The sequence below is a fragment of the Gottfriedia acidiceleris genome (assembly GCF_023115465.1).
Classification (GTDB): domain Bacteria; phylum Bacillota; class Bacilli; order Bacillales; family Bacillaceae_G; genus Gottfriedia; species Gottfriedia acidiceleris_B.
In genome coordinates, this window is sequence record NZ_CP096034.1 from 3502021 (window position 1) to 3521237 (window position 19217).

General features: G+C 36.4%; 8 protein-coding genes. 1 reads left to right on the top strand and 7 read right to left on the bottom strand.

Annotated elements, in window-relative coordinates; all coding sequences use genetic code 11:
• Window positions 1-25: 25 nt before the first annotated feature.
• Window positions 26-670 carry an isochorismate family cysteine hydrolase YcaC gene (gene ycaC / locus MY490_RS16605; protein ID WP_248266672.1) on the top strand — a complete coding sequence of 215 codons (645 nt, stop codon included), beginning with the start codon at window positions 26-28 and terminating at the stop codon, window positions 668-670.
• Between the two features lie 221 nt (window positions 671-891).
• Here ycaC and MY490_RS16610 read toward each other — a convergent pair whose 3' ends face one another.
• From MY490_RS16610 to MY490_RS16640, 7 genes are all read right to left on the bottom strand, one after another.
• Window positions 892-1599 (bottom strand): response regulator, encoded by a 708-nt coding sequence (locus tag MY490_RS16610; RefSeq protein WP_248266673.1) that lies wholly within the window; start codon window positions 1597-1599, stop codon window positions 892-894.
• Window positions 1596-3197, bottom strand: a complete 1602-nt coding sequence (dcuS, locus tag MY490_RS16615) for a DcuS/MalK family sensor histidine kinase (protein WP_248266674.1) — start codon at window positions 3195-3197, stop codon at window positions 1596-1598. The genes MY490_RS16610 and dcuS overlap by 4 nt, the downstream gene beginning before the upstream one ends.
• Window positions 3198-3470: 273 nt before the next feature.
• Complete coding sequence (locus MY490_RS16620; RefSeq protein ID WP_248266675.1) at window positions 3471-5180, bottom strand: NAD-dependent malic enzyme; 1710 nt, start codon at window positions 5178-5180, stop codon at window positions 3471-3473.
• Between the two features lie 230 nt (window positions 5181-5410).
• Window positions 5411-6379 carry a 2-keto-3-deoxygluconate permease gene (locus MY490_RS16625; protein WP_282439805.1) on the bottom strand — a complete coding sequence of 323 codons (969 nt, stop codon included), beginning with the start codon at window positions 6377-6379 and terminating at the stop codon, window positions 5411-5413.
• 222 nt (window positions 6380-6601) lie between these two features.
• Window positions 6602-6835, bottom strand: coding sequence for a hypothetical protein (locus tag MY490_RS16630; protein WP_248266676.1), 234 nt, complete (start codon window positions 6833-6835; stop codon window positions 6602-6604).
• A 155-nt stretch (window positions 6836-6990) separates the two neighbouring features.
• Window positions 6991-14208, bottom strand: coding sequence for an immunoglobulin-like domain-containing protein (locus MY490_RS16635; RefSeq protein ID WP_248266677.1), 7218 nt, complete (start codon window positions 14206-14208; stop codon window positions 6991-6993).
• A 714-nt stretch (window positions 14209-14922) separates the two neighbouring features.
• Entirely contained in the window at window positions 14923-18468 is a 3546-nt protein-coding gene (locus MY490_RS16640) for a S8 family serine peptidase (protein ID WP_282439806.1), read from the bottom strand.
• Window positions 18469-19217 lie beyond the last annotated feature (749 nt).

Genomic DNA, 19217 nt, shown 5'->3' on the forward strand with positions numbered 1-19217 from the left:
ACTTAATTTTTAGGAGGAATACATAATGTCTGATCTCTATTCTCGTATTAATAAAGATGATGCTGTCGTTCTTTTAGTTGATCATCAAACTGGTCTCATGGCTGGACTAGTGCGTGACTATGGTGTTGATGAATTCAAGAACAATGTTTTGGCTCTTGCTCACACTGCTAAGTTTTTTGATTTACCTGTTATTTTAACAACAAGCTTTGAAAACGGGCCTAATGGACCACTAATGCAAGAATTAGTTGAGCTTTTTCCTAACGCCCCAAAAATAGCTCGCCCTGGACAAATTAATGCATGGGATAATGATGATTTTGTAAAAGCAATCGAAGAAACTGGAAAAAAACAACTTATTATCGCTGGCGTAGTTACGGATGTTTGCGTTGCTTTCCCAGCTCTTTCTGCTATAAAAGCTGGTTATGAAGTATTTGCTGTTACTGATGCTTCAGGAACTTTCAGCAAACAAGTTGCAGATGCCGCCAATACGCGTATGGCACATAGTGGTGTGCAACTTTTGAACTGGTTTAGCGTAGCGTGCGAATTACAACGCGATTGGCGCAACGATGTTGAAGGTTTTGGTACTTTACTTGCTAGTAATCTTCCAGGTTATCAAAATATAATTGGAAGCTATATGGCAACTCAGCGAAATCTGAGTAAACAAAATGTCTGAATTTAGCGCAGCGCTGATTTAATCAGCGCTTTTTTTATTAGATGTAAAGTTGTCATTTAGGATGAGCCAACTCTCTTATGCTTTAATTATGGTTAATCTGTAAAATGGTAGTGCAGGCATAAGCACCCACGCTACCATTTTAGAATGAATCTATTAGCTATTACTTAAGCAAATTATATAAGCGAGAACCAAAGGCTTCTACACTAAATTGGTATAAACACTTACAGAAAGTTTTTTATTAAGTACTCGTTAATTTTGTTATATTCATGCTGGTAAACTGGTCTTCCGATGGTCCCATATATAACCTTGACATTAAGGATTCCTAAATCCTTTAAGAAGTTCAGATACTTTCTCGCTGAGACCCTTGAAATGCCCACAACATTTGCCACTTCTTCGGTTGAAAACGGCACCTCCTTCAATCCCTGAACTGCTTCCCATACTTGCTTTAAAGTATCCTTAGTTAACCCTTTTGGGAGCTCTTCAACTATTGCAGTTTCATCCCTATGTAAAAGATAATTATCGAGCTCTTGTTGGCTGACAGCTTCCAGTTTATCGGTAAACCGGGTCTTTTGCTGATAGCTGACAAGAGCAGCATTGAACCTTTCAAATTCAAAAGGCTTTATTAAATAATCGACAACGCCATACCTTAATGCCTTTTTGATTCGCTCTAGATCCGATGCTGCCGAAATAATGATTACATCGACTTCAAGTTCATTTCTCCGGAGGTATGTCAATAGCTCTAACCCCTGTTTGCCCGGCATAAAAATATCCAGAAGTATAAGCTGTATATCTTCTTTTCCAAGTAAAAGGATCGCATCATCAACTGAATTAGCTACCGTAGTCAAACGGAAACCACCAATTTTTGAAAGGTATCGTTTATTGATTTCCGCCACCATAGGGTCATCTTCAACAATCATTACATTGATCATGCCTTTTCATCCTCTGCTTTATAAGGTATATACACCGCAAAATTCGTTCCCTTTCCCGGCTTAGAAGAAATGATTAGGTCCCCTTCTAGTCTTTCAATAGCCTGAGCTAAAAGATATAGTCCGACCCCGCGGTTATCTCCTTTCGTAGAGAAGCCTTTATCGAATATTTTATTTTGTATTGCGTTCGTCATTCCCATACCTGTATCCTTAACTTCGATTGTTAAAATATCCTCTGCGTAATCAAGCTTTAAGTCAACTTTCTTGACAGGACTGTTCGCTATCGCTTCCATTGCATTATCGACAAGGTTTCCAATAATCGTTATGAGTTCTTGGGTGATTCCCGGGTTCAAAGGCTGGGGGATCTTATTGGAACAATCAAATGATAGTGTTGCACCTGATTCTCTTGCAAAGCTTAGCTTGCCAATCAAAAATCCTGCTAGAACCGGATCCTGGACATTCTTGGTTACAAAGCCCATTTCCATTTCCCGATGGTTAACGGTTTCACTCACATAGTTCGCAAGTGTATCATATTGTTCGGTACGGACAAGGCCAAGAATAACATGCATCTTATTCATGAATTCATGGGCATGGGCACGGAGGGCATCCGCATAATTGCGCACACCTGTGAGCTGTTCGGCCAATAACTGAACTTCCGTTTTATCACGGAATGTAGCGATTGCCCCAACCGGTTGATTACCCACTACTACCGGTACCCTGTTTACCAAAATAGTAACTCCATGCAAATCTTGTTCCTGATCAACCTCAGTTTCTCCAGACTGCAAAATACGGGTTAAGCGGGTCTCAGGCAAATAATCTTCTATTTTGAGTCCTTTTGGATTCCCTTCTAGGCCGGCTTTTTTAAAAAGCTTTTGTGCTGCCCTGTTTACAAGGGTAATTTTTCCTTCTTGGTCGATGGCTATAATTCCCTCACGCACCGATTGGAGCATGGAACTCCGCTCTTCAAGCAGCTTTGCAATAGCGAACGGCTCGAGGCCCAATAGGATTTTTTTGATAAACTTAGCCAAGCCCACCGCACCGGTTACCCCGATTAATATTCCGATTATTGTCCCAATCATCATCCCCATCCGACCTTTATGTACAGCATTCGTTACGTTTTCCAAAGAAATCCCTACCGCAACAGCGCCAACTTGTTTTCCTTTTGAATTCTTTATTGGTGTAAATGCTCGCATGGACGGGCCCAGAAACCCCTTTGAGATAGATATATATTCTTTCCCTTGAAGGACTGGTCCTTCATCTCCTCCCCTGAATCTCTTTCCAACTTCACTGGGATCTGGATGGGAAAGCCGGATTCCTTCCATATCCATGACGACAACAAAGTTAACATGCGTTAAATCTTTTATTTGATTAGCAATAGCTTCTACTTCTGTCGAATTTATTTTCCCCTCAAGAGACCCAATCACTTGCGGGTTAAGAGAAACTATCTTTGCAATATTGAGTACCTTTTCTTTCTGTGTCTCTTCCACACTGGAGGTAATTCTCTTACTGATTAGCAAATCGGTTATACCTAGTGACAAAGCGACAACAAGGCATACAAAAATAATGATGATGGCTTGTAAACTAAATCTGCCCTTTTTCATAATCTCCTCCAGGTTATCTGCTTAATGATAGTATGAATAAGGTTTATCCATTACATACTAAGAGACCGCAAAGCTCTCTGGAAGATCTTTGCAGTCTCTATAATAAATCAACTTAATAGTAAAATTTCACCCGCTACGATTTGATTAAGCAAGGTATAGTAAAGCAATAAAGATGGAGTCAACGAAAACTATTGCTCCATCTTTATTTTTTATCCAATATTTAGGCTCTGTTTTATTAGTAAGGAATAACTCTTATTGGCTTCCCTTTGACTTCTATACTTTTATAGCTACACTCTTAATTTCTTTATACTCAGCTTTCCACATAGCATCTTCTATCGAATTTTCAACATCTTGAATCTCTGTTCTTGCAATACCTTCGTGTATAGCAGCATAGGCTACTTCAATAGCTACGTATTTTGAGACTTCATGTAGCATTTCAATAGATGGCAGCAGGGATGCTCCAGGTTTACTTGTGTCAGACATACTTGCAACCGCATAAGCAGCAGCTGCAAACATTCCTTTTGAGATCACTTCAGCTTTTGCAACAATCGCCCCCAAACCTAGACCAGGGAAAACAAATGCGTTATTTGACTGTCCAATTTCATAGGAAACACCTTTGTATTCTACATTGGCAAACGGGCTGCCGGTTGCAATTAAAGCCTTGCCATCGGTCCACTTAATCAGGTTTTCCGGCACTGCTTCTGTCAATGCAGTCGGATTGGACATAGGCATGATGATAGGTCGTTCTACGTGCAAGGCCATTTCTTTAATAATTTCTTCAGTGAACGCACCGGCTTGTCCAGAAGTACCAATCAGGATTGTTGGTTTCACCCTTTTAACTACTTCCATTAATGAAATGATCCCTTCCTCATTCTTAGCCCAGTCCTTAACTTCATCCACCTTTCTTGCATAAGGCTTCTGGAAGTGCAGAACATCTGGTGTTTCATCTGTTAGTAGACCCCGATAGTCTACAGCCCAGAAACGATCAAAGGCTTCTTCCCTGGTCGATCCTTCTAGAACCATGGCATCTGCCATTTGGTCTGCGTTACCGATGCCGGCAGCCCCTGGTCCAAAGACAATAATGCGCTGGTCCTTCAAGGATTCTCCTGTTACTTTCAAAGCAGACATAATAGCAGCAAGAGTAACTGCACCTGTCCCCTGGATGTCATCGTTGAAGGTAAGGAATTTGTCACCATATTTGTCCAAGATTTTTCGCGCATTAACGTTGCCAAGGTCCTCCCAGTGAATGAGAACCTCTGGAAAGAATTTTCTTGCATTTTGAACGAATAAATCAATGAATTGATCATAACGATCACCTCTTACACGTGCGAATTTGTTGCCAATATACATAGGATCTTCAATCAAAGCCTGATTGTTCGTGCCAACATCTAACACGATTGGTAGAACTCGGGTTGGATCAATACCAGCTGCAGCCGTGTACACTGCAAGTTTACCAATCGCAATATTAATACCGCCTATCCCTTGGTCACCAATACCAAGAATGCTTTCAGAGTCCGTCACGACAATTAAATCAATACCATTACTGGATTTTCCAAGATTATTAAATGCTTTTTCAATACCCTCAGGATTATCAATGGAAAGGTATAAGCCATCTGAGCGACGGTATCTATGGGAATATGATTGGATTGCATCACCGACAGTTGGAGTGTAGATAATTGGGAGCATTTCTGCCAGGTGTTCTTTCAAAAGACGATAAAACAAGACCACATTACGGTTATATAAATCATAAAGCAGCCCGTTTTTGAATAGATTGGTCGTCCGCATCGAATATTGTTCATAGACCCTATTAACTTGTTCATCAAGGGTTATTACTTGTGGCGGTAACAGACCTTCAAGTCCAAGTTCTTCCCTTTCCTCTTTCGTAAAAGCTGTTCCTTTATTCAAAAAAGGATTGGAGAGAACTTCTTTTCCTTTTAATGTAGTTAAAATAACATCCTCAGGTACACTCTCAAGTACATTCATGGTGTTTCCTTCCTTCTATCTTAAATTAGCTATTTTAGACAATACCGAAACCATGTTAATAAAATTTTCCTTATCTCACTATTTTTTTAATTAAAAACCCTTTTTAGTAACTAAAAAAAGCAGAAAGTGAAACCCCTGACTGCTTTTTCTTTGTTTCTTTTTCAAATTGACTTCAAAGCTTCATAAGCATGATGGCATGGCCAAGATTACAGTAAATTTTTACTTTATTGTCATGATGCTCTTGCAATTGATTTATTAGCTTTTTTCTTTTCGGACATTTTAAATACATAATTAACAATAATAGGACAGATTATTGCAGATATCACACATGCTGCTGCAACTTGCGCAGTAGCTCCTGGTGCAATTGCAGCTAAGGTTGGATCTGCTGCTGCAACAACAGCTGGTGTAGCTACAGCATTCCCTGCAGTTGAACCTGTTGCTAAACCAACGATAGGATTTTCTTTAAATAACTTTAATAGTACATAAGCTCCAATTCCAGTAAATGCAGCTATTAATCCTAGTAATATGCCAGGACCTCCCGCTTTTATAATTGTTGAAAGATTCATTCCTGCACCTAATGGGAATGAGAAGAATGGGATTAATAATAATTTACTGCTTCCAAGGAACTTTCTCATTTCAGAATCAATATTTCCTAAAATCATTCCTATTACGATTGGAATTAATACTCCAATAAGTGTTTGAAAAGGAATTGAGGCAAGACCAGATGCACCTAATGCAACTAATGTGAAAAATGGACCATCTTTTAAAGAAAATAAAGCATATGCGCCTACATCGGTTTCGTCACCATATGATGAAGCAAGCGATGCATATAATCCACCATTTGCATTCAATAACGCTGCTAGGATAGCTAATGGTGATAAGCCTAATATTCCGGCTGGCCCAAAAAGCATTGCTACAGTTAAACCTATACCTGCACCCACTATAAATTTTCCAGTTAATAATATTGCACCTTTTTTTAATGCCTTCGGTGCTAATTTGAAATTAATTTGTGAACCAATTAAAAACATAAAACATGCCAAAATGGTAGATGATGCCTCTTTACTAAATAATGCAGTTGTAAAACTGCCTATTTGTAAAAATTGCGGGAAAAAGGTATTCGTCAATACTCCTAAAAAAAGTGGAACAACCATCAGACCACCTGGAATTTTATCTAGCGTTTTCTTAATTGGAATTTGCATTTTTACCCCTCCTAAAATAGTTATATAATCTAATGAATCCATTATTTTACCAATTGTTCAAATAACTGAAGAAAGCGGTTCCATTTTTCTTGCGCATTATGTTCTATGTTTTAATCTCCCTTTGTTTTATTACCTGTCTATCATATTCCGATAAAAAGTATTTTCATAGTTTATGAAAGTTTAATCATCCTTTTTGTAAATAAAAAAAGTAAGCAGTTTCAATTACTGCTTACAAAATTTTTTTAATAGGTGTTTACAAATACTAATACTTATGAAAAGAATAATTGAATCAGCAGCCTCTTCAATTGGGGAATTATTGCTGTCAATTATTCCTACTTTTTTAGGGATGCCAAGTGGAATGCCACTGATGATTTCACCTTCTTCTTTTGATTGGGTCAACCGTGTATCCATAACTCCAAATGCGATTGCATTGCAATTGATGCTAAACTGCCCCATTCTTTTTGCTACTGACTAAATTAAGATTTGACTTCATATTTGTACTATAAATATGAAATTCACAACCTAAAATTGCATATTGCTAATAAAATGAAAAGATGTCTCAAATGATACGAATCATTTGAGACATCTTTTTTTTATTACATTGAAGTACTTTACTTAAATTTTATAGTTCGTTTTATAGAATGACTTTTATTTCCGGCTTGATCAATTGCGTATAGGGTAATAGTTTTTGTACCTTTACTTTGTTTTGGTAATTTCACATAAAATGTACCCTTACTTGATACTTTTGCTTTTGCAACAGCTTTATTCCCTATTGTTACAACAATTGTTGAATAAGCTTCTGCTTTACCTTTAATTTCCACACCATATTTGGAACTTACACTCAAGCTTGAGATGACCGGTGTATTTGGAGCTGTACGGTCTAACACTTTTGTTTTAGATGCAGCGCTCTGATTTCCTGCACTGTCTTTTGCATAGACTGTTAGAATTGTGCCTGCTTTTTGTTTACTTACCTTTAAACGATATACTCCCTTTGTATCTGCTTTTCCAGTTGCAATTATCTTGTTTTGATTTTTAACAATAATAGATACGTTTGCTTCGCTCGTACCAGATATTGATGTATCGTTGTTATCAATCTGATTAATCCTTGGTGCATTAGGTGCCGTACGGTCTAATACTGTCACAATTGATGCTGCGCTTGTATTTCCCGCTTGATCATTTGCATATGCGATTAATGCTGTACCAGCTTTTTGTTTACTTATTTTAATTCGATATACCCCTTTTGAATCTGCTTTTCCTGTTGCTAGTACTTTATTTTGTACGCTTATCGTAATCGATGCGTTTGCTTCGGTACTACCTGATATTGATGTATCATTGTCATCAACTGGATAGATCCTTGGTGCATTCGGAGCCGTACGATCTAATACGATTACTGATTTACTTTGTAGACCTTGGACATATACAGTTAAAACTGTGCCAGCTTTTTGTGGGCTAATCTTTATGACAAATTTTCCATCGGCATTTGTTTTTCCAGTTCCTACTACAAGTTCTTTATTCTTCACAATAATATTTGCATTAGCTAGCGTAGTTCCTGAAATACTTGTGTCATTGTCATCAATTGTGTTGATTGTTGATACTGGTGGTTCTTCGTAATTTTGTCTTAATATTGTCAGATAAAATTCTCTCGTCGTGCTCGCATTTCCTTTCTTAATAGTTGCAGTTAACGTAACAGGACGATTACCAAGCTCAAATTTAGGTCTTGTTACTGTACCATCATTTTTTATGAAAGAAGGATTACTTGAAGACCAACTAATTGTTGTACCATTCGTCCCTTTTGTTAGTAAATTCAAGTTAGATGTTACAGAATTTTGATCTGTATTATCGTTCTTAATTAAATTCCAAACGACTGATGATTTTGCTGCCAAAACGGCTGGTTCGTCATTATTATCTTGACTTCTTACAAAGAAATAAAACGTTTTTCCAAGTCTAGCATCACCTAATTTGATATAGGCGAATACTGCAATGTACTGGTTTTGAGCAGATCTTGTCACTTTCCCGTCATTTGCAATCACATCTGGCATGTCCGATTCCCATCTAATTTCGACACCGTCTTTTCCAAAAGTTGTCGGGAACGTTAAATCCTTTGTGACGTCCAAATCGCTTGTGTTTTCGCCAAGTAATTTGTCAGTTGTTAACCCTTGATACACACGTAGTACCTTTGTTCGATCTGCGTGTTGTGTATCTCTTAAAACCGTTAGATGGAAAGTTTTATAGAATGTACTGCTGTTTCGTGTGAATTTTGCAACAAGCTCCACGTGTGCATCATTTTCGTCAAATAAAGGTAGGTACACGCGCCCTTGATTTGTAATATGCTTTTGATCATCAGAAGTCCATGTAATTACTGAACCATTTGATCCTCTAGTTGGTAATGATAAAGATTGTGATACATCACCTTGTTCTGTATTACCTGCTCGAATAACATCCCAAGTAATTGATGAAGAATCTTCAGCAACAGCCTGTGAATCATTTTGAGTTTTGGCATTCACTTTTAGGTTGAACGTCTTAACAGCAGTAGCAGCACCTACAGTTACAGTAGCTGTTAGTGTGATATTCGTATCTTTATCTACTCGATATACCTTCCCATCGTTTGTGATGATGTTCGGATCACTGCTTTCCCAGCTAATTTCTGCTTGATTATTTTTATCATAGGAAGCTAGCACTAAATTAGTCATTACATTCGTTTGCTCTGTGTTACCACCTTTTATCTTGTCCCAATTCAACTGTTCCGCTGCTTTTGTTGCTTGAAGTTGATCAGCAGCTTCTGCAGCACCAAGACGATAGACTACCACATTGAAAACTAATGGATGGTTCCCTGCAAATGGGTGACTAGGATTCACACCAATTGTACTTCCACCATCTATTTCAAAAAAGTTTGCGCCAGGTTTTAACTCACCCGTTGGCATACTGAATGATTTCACACCAGGTTCATTGTTATATTCTTTTGGAATATTTCCGCCAGTTTCTTCGTTTAACCCATCGTCATATGGACCACTTCTCCATTCTGATGTTGGATCAAATAAATTTTTATAGAAATTATCTTCTCCCGCTACTCTTCGATTCCAATCAACCCATTCAGCGTAGAAATTCATGCCAACCGCAGTTATCGACCCTTTTACTTCATACGTTGAATCATAAGTAAAGAATGTTGCTGTACCTGTTGAATCAATAATCGCGTTATCAAATTTCACTTTTGGGATATACGGATTTTTGATAACAGGTACTTGAATCGTTGTCTCGTGACCTAAATAGTCAATCATCGTTACCGGGAACGTACTTTCACCTTCTGGTATGCTGCCCGGATCATTATAGCCAACAGGACCATTAAAGGCATATACATCTCCTAAGGGCAAGTCCCACTCTGGTATAGCATTAGGGTAATAAGATGTTGCTGCTTTTCTTTGTTGATTTCCAACTAATAAAATTGGTGCTAAATCCGGATTCGCTGACCATGTTTTATTATTTCCATAAGGCGTTACAAGATAGCCTCCAACCCATGGATCGAAACTTTCTACATGGTAAGTCTTATTGTATTGAAGTTTTATTTCTGAATTTCTACTTGCATCTTTATATGGAACAACCTCAATCGGAAGTTCAGTGTCTGTTTCACTATTTTTTACAATTACTTTATCGGCTGCAACACTTACATCAAACGTAATCGTGTTTGCATTTCCCATATAATCGGTAGTTGTCAATTCGATTGAGTGATCACCATTTGCTAACACAACTGGATATCGGAACGTTTGTTCAGATCTATCTAAAGTTGTTATACTGCCCATTGATTTTTTAGTTCCACCATCAACAGCAACTTCTACTTTATAGCCTCTTGAATTTGCTATTTCATCTTTCACTGTCGTATTTAACATTAGAGAAACAGGATCCCCGCTTTTTTCTACGAATGCTTTCATTTTATTCGCATTCACTGAAATCGTTGGTGCCACTGTATCTACAAATGTCTCGATACCAATAGCTGGAATTTCTGCATCATTCCAATGTTCACCATCAGCTAAACATACATACTTCACAACATACTCTCCTGCAGGTAAATCGTTTGGAACGGTATATTGTCCTTTAATCGAATACTCACTGTAGTCTCCATATGCTGGTTTTTCCGTCATCACTTGATTTAGATCAAGATCGATTGGATCTCCAACAATCGTATTATTCTCGTAATAATCTTTTAAAAGGACCGCTTGAATTTTTTTCACAGCACCTGTTCGTCCAACTGCATTAAAGTTCAAACTAAAATTATCGCCAGGTTTTACGTTAGCAGTCCAGTACATACTAGGAATGTTGTCGCCTAAAGTAGCTGAATACATATCAATCCAAACATGATTACTTGTTTTATTAACGATAACGGTATGATATTCACCAAAATTTCCAACTTTATCAATTGGAGCAATAGTGATGATGTTTCGTCCTTCATTTAATCCAGGTACTTTTAATTCATATGTGCCATCTGCATTATGCTTTACATCTGATTTATAAGTAGTAAATGGCTCGCTTCCATTTACGGCTAGATATACACTACCGTCAACATCACCAGCATCTCCATCATCCATCGTCCAGCGCACAGTATAGCTATCTTTATTCGTCACTTCTGGATGTGTTTTTTCATCATAGTCAGCAGATCTTAATAAATTTAATTTCGGTGCTGTAGCATCCTTATACATAGGAATATAAACTGTCGGTTGCGGTTTTGCATTTGGTGCATCTGCTGTTGCCGTAACCGCAAAGTAATACTGACCATCAGGAACAGGTAGTCCTTGATTATATGCATACCAAACCCAGTTTTCTGAAACCTGAGAAGGTAAGCCACCTGAATATGGATCATTTTTGACATTCCATTCTTCATCTGCCAAATGAGTCACAAGATTATGTTCTTTATCAACAACATCTATTTTTATGTTTCGTGCGCTTCGAAGTAAAGCAAGCGCAGGTACTGGCGAAAATTGAGGACCAAAAGCATAATACTTGTCACCTAAAGCGATTTGAGCCGGTGTATGTGGTTTACCGAATACCTCCTCGTACCCAAAATAAAAAGGACCTGTTTGAATGGCTAATTGTGTCCCAAATCCTGACTGAGTCCACACATCTGTAGTATCTGGTGTATCGATGATTTTTGGCTCATCCCATTTCCCGTAAAAACCATTATATGGAACGTTCAATGTTGGGTTATTTGAATCTGTCGGTGTTAAATAAATATAGCCCTCAACAAATGTATTTTTTACTGTAGCATCTGTTAAAGATAAAGTAACAGTTACTCGCTTAGTTGAATTTGCTGGAATTGTAATTTCTTTTAAATCAAATAATAATTTTGCATCATCTAAATATCGGCTACGAATATTATCCGAATTTGTCTTAAGCTCGTCTTTTAAAACATCCGTCATCACATTTCCATTTAATTTGTAAGTTACAGCTTTATCTGAAAGATTTGAAGCAGTTAGTGTAAATGTTGTATCTTTGCCTATTTCTTTCAAACTAATACTACCAGTACCAGTTGAGCTAGTAACAACCACAGGAGTTTTTACAGCAAGGTCTGGGCGAATCATCCCTGCGCCCTGTCTTCTAGGCTGATATTCAGTCATATAGTCACTACGGTCAATTGAATTATTACTATTAACATAATCTCTTTTTGCTGGAATCGATGTATTCATAATTAAATTCTTCGATAAACCCGCAAAAGCTCTTGTTCCCGGTTTAAATCCTTTATCAATTAAAGCTTGCATTACATCTGCAACTGCACCTGCCACATATGGAGCCGCCATAGAAGTTCCATCTTCGCTCTCATAAGCATTGTGTTTATTCGTATCAGCAGTTCTAACTGATGATACAATCGCATGACCAGGAGCCATTACTTCTGGTTTTAATAATAAATCACTCGTTGTCCCCCAAGATGTGAAATCGGTTGGTTGCCCTGGGTTTGATTCAGCGAATGCTGAGCTTACTTTCTCATCAGTAATTTTAAACTTGATTGACTTCTGAGTTGTTGCATCTAATGGTCCAATAACAGGGCCACCTCCACAAGTGCTAAGTGGACCAATTACTGGACCATCACCGCCACCACATGAAAGTATATCGTCTAATGCCTTTCCATCATCATAACTAATTAATGAAAACGGAATCGATCCAAATCCTTGAGGTTCTGGTACTGGTTGAGAAGAACTTCCGTTATAAACAATTACTCCAGCAGCACCTTTTTGTTTCGCATTTGCTACCTTTTCTGCGAAACTGATTGTTCCGCGCTTGATTAAAACGATCTTACCTGTCACATCTAATCCATCGTAATCTGATGGTACGCCAATACGTTCTTTTCCACTACTGTCTTTTCCTATCGAAACTAAAGAATACTCTTTATTTTTGTCTGCTGGCCAATTCCAGTCATCGAGACCTTCCCCAGAAATATCATTATCAACTTCATCTGTATGAAATATATACGTATGTTTTGATACAATATTATTTGCAGCTGCAACTGTAAATGAATCTGGATAAACACCTGGATTACCAATCTTATTTAAATCAGGAGTTTGTCCAATTTTTATTGTTTCACCAAGACCACCAGATCGATCTGAGTATGCATTAGATGCATTTCCAGCCGCAACAACGACAACATGTCCCTCATCTGTTGCATTTCGAATCGCAATTCCTAATGGATCGTTAGGATCTCTTGTATCGAAAGAAGAAGATGAGCCTAAACTCATATTAATTACATCTGCTCCTAATGCAGAAGCATGGTCGATACCTTTAATAATATCTTCTGTTAATGCACCAGCTTGATAGTCAGAGAACACTTTTTCGGCAATAATTTGTGCTTCTGGCGCAACGCCTTGTATAACAGGACCAGATCCAGCTGCAATCCCTGCCACGTGTACACCATGTGAGCTTGTTGCATTATTTGGATCTTCCACTCGTGGGATAGTGTCATCATTTTGATCAGCCCAATTGTAGCCGTCTATTACTTTTAGTGAAGTTGTGCCATCTAGGCGTTTAAATTTCCCCTTTTTAATTCTTGCTTTACTCATATCTTTCGGATCTGGGAATGCTTCATGCGTATAGTCAACGCCGGTATCAACTACTGCAATGACCATCCCTTCCCCTTTATAACCAATCGGTTTTCCTAAAGAAGAACCATTCCAAAGATTTTTAATTCCTGTCAAATCATGCTGCTGATTAACAGCTGGTGTAAATGTTTGTTGTAGTGTAACAGCTTGTACATCTGGTAATGATCTAATGTAATCTAGATCTTCAAATTTGATATTATCGATACTAAATCCTTTAAATATATTTTTAAATTCGTGCTTAAATTCTAGTTTATTACTACTCTTCGTTTTACTATTTGATAACTCACTTATGATTTTGTTTTTTGTCGTTTTAATATCTTCTTGAACACTAATTGCAGCATTGCTTAAAGACATTTTATTAACTCCAACATGATTAGCTGAAGTTAACTCAGAAACTGTTTGACCTTTAAGCTGAACAATGACCGAAACCTTCTCTTCTGGCTTATGAGCTTCCATATTCGACAATTTCGCCATATCTGCTAGTTTCTTTTTCTGATCCCTTTTAATTGCGGCCTCAATGCTTTTTTTACCCTTCTCATTCAAGGCATCTAGATCTTTTTGAGACAAATTAGCTGTATTCAAGCTTCCTTTACCATTCGTAACAAATATTCCAGATTTTGGTTCGGATTCTTTGGCTAAAAATGGATTTTTCCCACTATTTTCCTCAGCAAATACAAAATTCATGTTTGACATGACTAGGCCGAAGACCGCCATATACGACATTTTTTTCAACACTCTTTTTCTATACTTCATATTTCCTCCCCCATTGACTGAACAATCTATTAGTGAAGTTCACTTGTTCAATCGAAATTCAAGTTATAAACCTAATTATTAAGAATTTTCTTAATAATAAAACTTATTGGTTTTATTGTACTTAGGCTTATATTTGCTGTAAATTGGGGTTAATTTTTCTTTACTGAAATAGAATATTTAAAGAAAAGACCAACAAAGCTTCATTCTCACGTTCAGATTTTGTAGTAAAATGTAGAAATTTAAAAGAAAATGTAGAATCAGGAAGTGAATAGAACATAAAAAAAAAATTTCTATTTTAAACTTGGGGGAATTCGCTATATAAGATAGTAAAAACTTGTCTTGTCAATTTACGATTGTTATAAATAATTTTAGGATAGATTTGAATTTTTTTTTACGTTCATAACTTACTAGAAAAACAAAATAGTAGGTAATTGAATAGAGAATAAAAGTAAAAGAGTTTGTGCTTCTTCAGACTCGTTATTATTCATACGTGGCACAGACGATAACAGAGGTGCTATCTGCAAAAGTATTCGCCGATTATTGGGATATGGTTGATGATCTGTTAAATTCGATGTTGATTGCATACCTCATGAGATGAATGTAAATTCCACAGTCAAATTGGAAGCATGGGATTACCTTCCAAGTAAAGATCAAAATGGTGAAGCAACAAAAAATACAAGCCTAGCTCTTTTAAAGCCGGCTTGTACTAAAAAATTAACGTTTTACTGTAATTTTTTCTGAATCTGTTGTAACTTTAAATCCATCCTTCGTGGTGACACCTGCAGAAATATAATACGTACCATCTGGGATATTTGATTCAGGTGTCCATTTCATACGCAAAGTATGCTCATTTAATACTTCTTTTGTTTCAATTATGTTACCATTTGCATCTTTAACATAAATTTTCCAATCTACACGATTGTTTGCATAACCCGTTATTTGAGCAGGATTATTTTCGTTTACATTTGTTCCAGAAACGTAAAACCAACTAAGAACCATATTGTAATCAATATAGGATTGGTCACCCCAAACAGTATAGCTTTGATTGTATGCATAATCATAGGCCATTACTACGATTCCCTTTGGTTCAATTGGTACAATAAGCGATGTTTCTCCTTCGTTCGTTTCATAATACTCACCATTTACAAATACAATGGCACCGTTGTACCCACTACCACCAGCACTGTCAGCAGCATTAAATGATACTTCATATTTTCCATTTTTTGGTTTCACTTGAATATTTGAAACTTTTACAGCCTTTGAATCGACCTTTACGGGCAGTTTTACATATTGTGGTTTCGCAGTATTATAATCCAATGTTGATTTGATTACATAATTATAAGTACCATCAGAAACAAACTCACCCTTCTCATTTGTCTCGTTCCATGTATAATTAGGTACAGAAAAATAATCAAGCATATAGTAGAAATCACCATTAGCCATGTTATTTTTTGTGAATTTATATGGTGAACCATCCGGTGTAAATTCACTTAAGTTTCCTAACCATTTAACTTTTTTACCATTTTGATCTTCAATATACATTTCAGTTTCTTTTAAATTTCGTAGAACTTGAAACGACGGGTAAACACCTGGTGCGAACGTGTTTGGTGAAATCGTCATATGACCTAAATTAAAGCTATTTGTCATGCGATCATATCCTAATGGAGCCTCAGATACTTCATTCCAAAGTACAGTATATCCTACAAATACACCATCATTCCACGGAGCAGGATCAATATTTTTTGGTTTCGTCCAATCACCTAAATAGCCCATATATGGCATTGATAAAGGTACTGCCTTGTCTTTATTCGCACCAGTTGGTATAAGACGAACAAACCCTTCGATAAATTCATCTTTCTTTAAAGTTCTTGGAAGTCGTATCTCAATATTTAAGTTTTTTTCATGTCCTTGTTTAATCTTTAATCCAATTCCTTGTGAACCAGTTATTTTTTCACCGTTCACATAGACAGAAGCACCCTCTACTCGTTTACTTTGTAACGTTAAATATTCATTCGAATAATCCTTTTTCCCATCATTGTCGTAGTCGAATTCTTTCGTTTCTGTTCCATCTGTTAAAACGTCTACATACACAGAGTACTCTAAATCATCTTTTAGATTAAGGTTTTTAAATGCTTCCACATTTAAGTTAAAAATCGCTCGATCATTTGTAATTTCTTTTAACGCTACAGCTCCAGCTTGCTCAAGTGGTGCCCCTTTTCGTGTAATAATAGCCGGGGTTGTAATTGCATTTTGAATTTGCATTAAACCAGAACCTTGGATTCGTGGAGAATAAGGTAAAGTATTATTCGTACTAGGATCCATTATAATAGTTGAAGTATTCATTAAAGCAATTTTTGACTTTAATACAGTTTCCTCTGAATGACTTAGTCCTTTATTATATAATGACTGTAATAATAGTGCTGCTCCTCCTGCTACATGAGGTGTTGCCATTGATGTACCACTATAAACATCATATTGATTTCCCGGTACAGTTGAATAAATATTTCCGCCAGGAGCAGAAATTTCAGGTTTAAAATCTAAAGTATAAGGTGCACCATAAGACGAGAATGATGACATTTTATTTTTGTTTTCATTATCGACATATACTCCACTTGAAAGTTGCATACTTATATTTTGCCCTTTAGTTAATTTAGAGATTAAAGCATCACCTACAGCTTTAGAAGTCGTAACAGAAGTTAAGAAATACGGTGAAAAGTCTATATCAGGAAAGTCGGGCAAATCTGAAGGTGGCACTTGGATCAGTGCAATTGCCCCCCTTTTTGCTGCCTCTTGTTGAAATGTAACATTCCCTCTATAACCTGTTGAAGGAATTGGTTTCGTTACCACAATTTTACCTTCTACATTTTTCCCTGAGTAATCAGCAGCTCTTCCTTCACCAACGTAAACAAAGTCATAATTTTTCCCTTTTTCTAAAACATCAGTAAGTTTCTTACCAGCTTGATTTTTATATGGAAAACTTTCATCAGTAGTTGATTTCATAGAATCCATATGCATTTTTGAATTTTCAAAAGATGCCACTGATAAAGCAAAAGGACTGACACTTGGTGAGCCTACTGTTCCAATATCTGGGTTATCAGCAAATGGTTGAAAAGATCTTTCTAATAGATAATTTTTTGTGCTATAAGCAGCGTTTCCTCCTGCAACAACAACCAATGTGCCCTGTTCAGTTGCTTGACGAATGGCTTTTTGTACTGGGTCATCTTCTTCGCCTACCCATCCCGAATCACTACCTAAACTCATATTAATTACATCTGCGCCCATCGTTACTGCGTGCTGGATTCCTGCAATGAGGTCATCCTCATATGCTCCGCCACCATAATCAGAAAATACTTTTTCTGCTAACAATTGTACGCCAGGTGCAATCCCTTTTACTCCGTCCGTTGTTTCATCACCATTTGCACCGATTGTTCCTGATACATGTGTACCATGTGGGCTTCCATATTCTCCAGGAATAACATCTGTGTCATCATCCGCCCAGTCATATCCTGTTGGAACTTTGTCGCTATACCAAATTTCATTCACATTCGTTTCTGCAAATTTTTCTTGAATATTTTCTTTTGTCCACTTTTCTTGTTGCTTTCCTTTGTCAGTTAGCGTCAAATCCTTATGTGTCCAGTCAATACCTGAGTCAATTACTCCAACTACTAATCCTTCTCCTTGGTATCCATACGATTCCCAAACTTTTTGAGCCTGTACTAATTCTTTACTTGCAGCCATAGATGGTTGGAACACTTTAGCTATATGAATATTTTTTACACCTTGAATTGATTTGATTTCATTCACATTCTTGTATTCTGTTTCAGTACTAAAACCGTTAAATCCAGTAAAGAAACGATGTTTTACACGAATATTCCTTTTCGTTTTATTAAGATTATTAATGACTTTATCTTGTTTTATCTTAAACTCTTTCTCTTTCATTTTTTCAGACATGGCTGATGCATCAACTGGACTATCAACCTCAACTATTATTCTTACTTTCTCGTCTGGTTTAAATTTTTTAATTTGTTGTTTGTCTAAATCATATAAGTCTTTATCTCCAATATGATTCTTGTTACCTGATCGATTTTGATTTTGTTCAGATAATAATCCTTTTTTTATGTAATCGCTTATATTACGAGTTGTTTTTTCATTTGATGAATTATTACTAACCTCTTCAGCAAATACAGTTGTTGAAAATAGTAAAACTGAAAGACCAACTGAAGAAATTACCTTGTAAGGAAATACTTTTCTTTTTTTCAAACTCTCCACCCTTTCGAACTATTAAATTATAAGTGAGTAGTCTTAACAAGAAAATTAGAGGATTAAATTGATGGAATACTTCTAAATTTAGTTGAAGATTACAGCGAGAGAGACAAACCCATTTAACTAGTCAATTGAGACTACGATCTTTTTTAGATCTTGAACAAGATTTCTTCACTTTAATTTTGTAAGGCAAAAATAACGATCTAAAATAAAAATCTAAGACCTTCTTTAAATAAACAATAATATGTAAAACATCATTTCTACTTCCTTATATTTTGTTAAAAAATCTCCCCTTTCAAATTTCATATCCCCATTTCCATAAAGGAACTTAATAGATATTAAATCCGTCAAAAATTTTCAACAATACAAATCTAATATTCTATCGATTTACAACGGGAACTTTATTCATATTGTATTTGTACATACATTCACTGTAAATTGGGGGAATTATTTATTACTTCGTTACAGGAATAGACAATTTCCCCTTTAACAAATAGCGAAATTTGAAGAATAAGATAGGTTTATACGAATTAATCTTTAAGTTTTTATTAAAATAAGTAAATTAGGTTGCTAGAGATTGGGGTAAACAGTCATTAAGACCTATAACATATTCGCATTGTTTTAATAAAATGGATTATTTAAATATGAACTTAGTCAATAGATTCTGAGTATATAATTTTAGAAATAATCCCCTTTGCAGGAATTTTTACAAAGTATTTTTTTATTTACTTCTATCAAGGGAATTT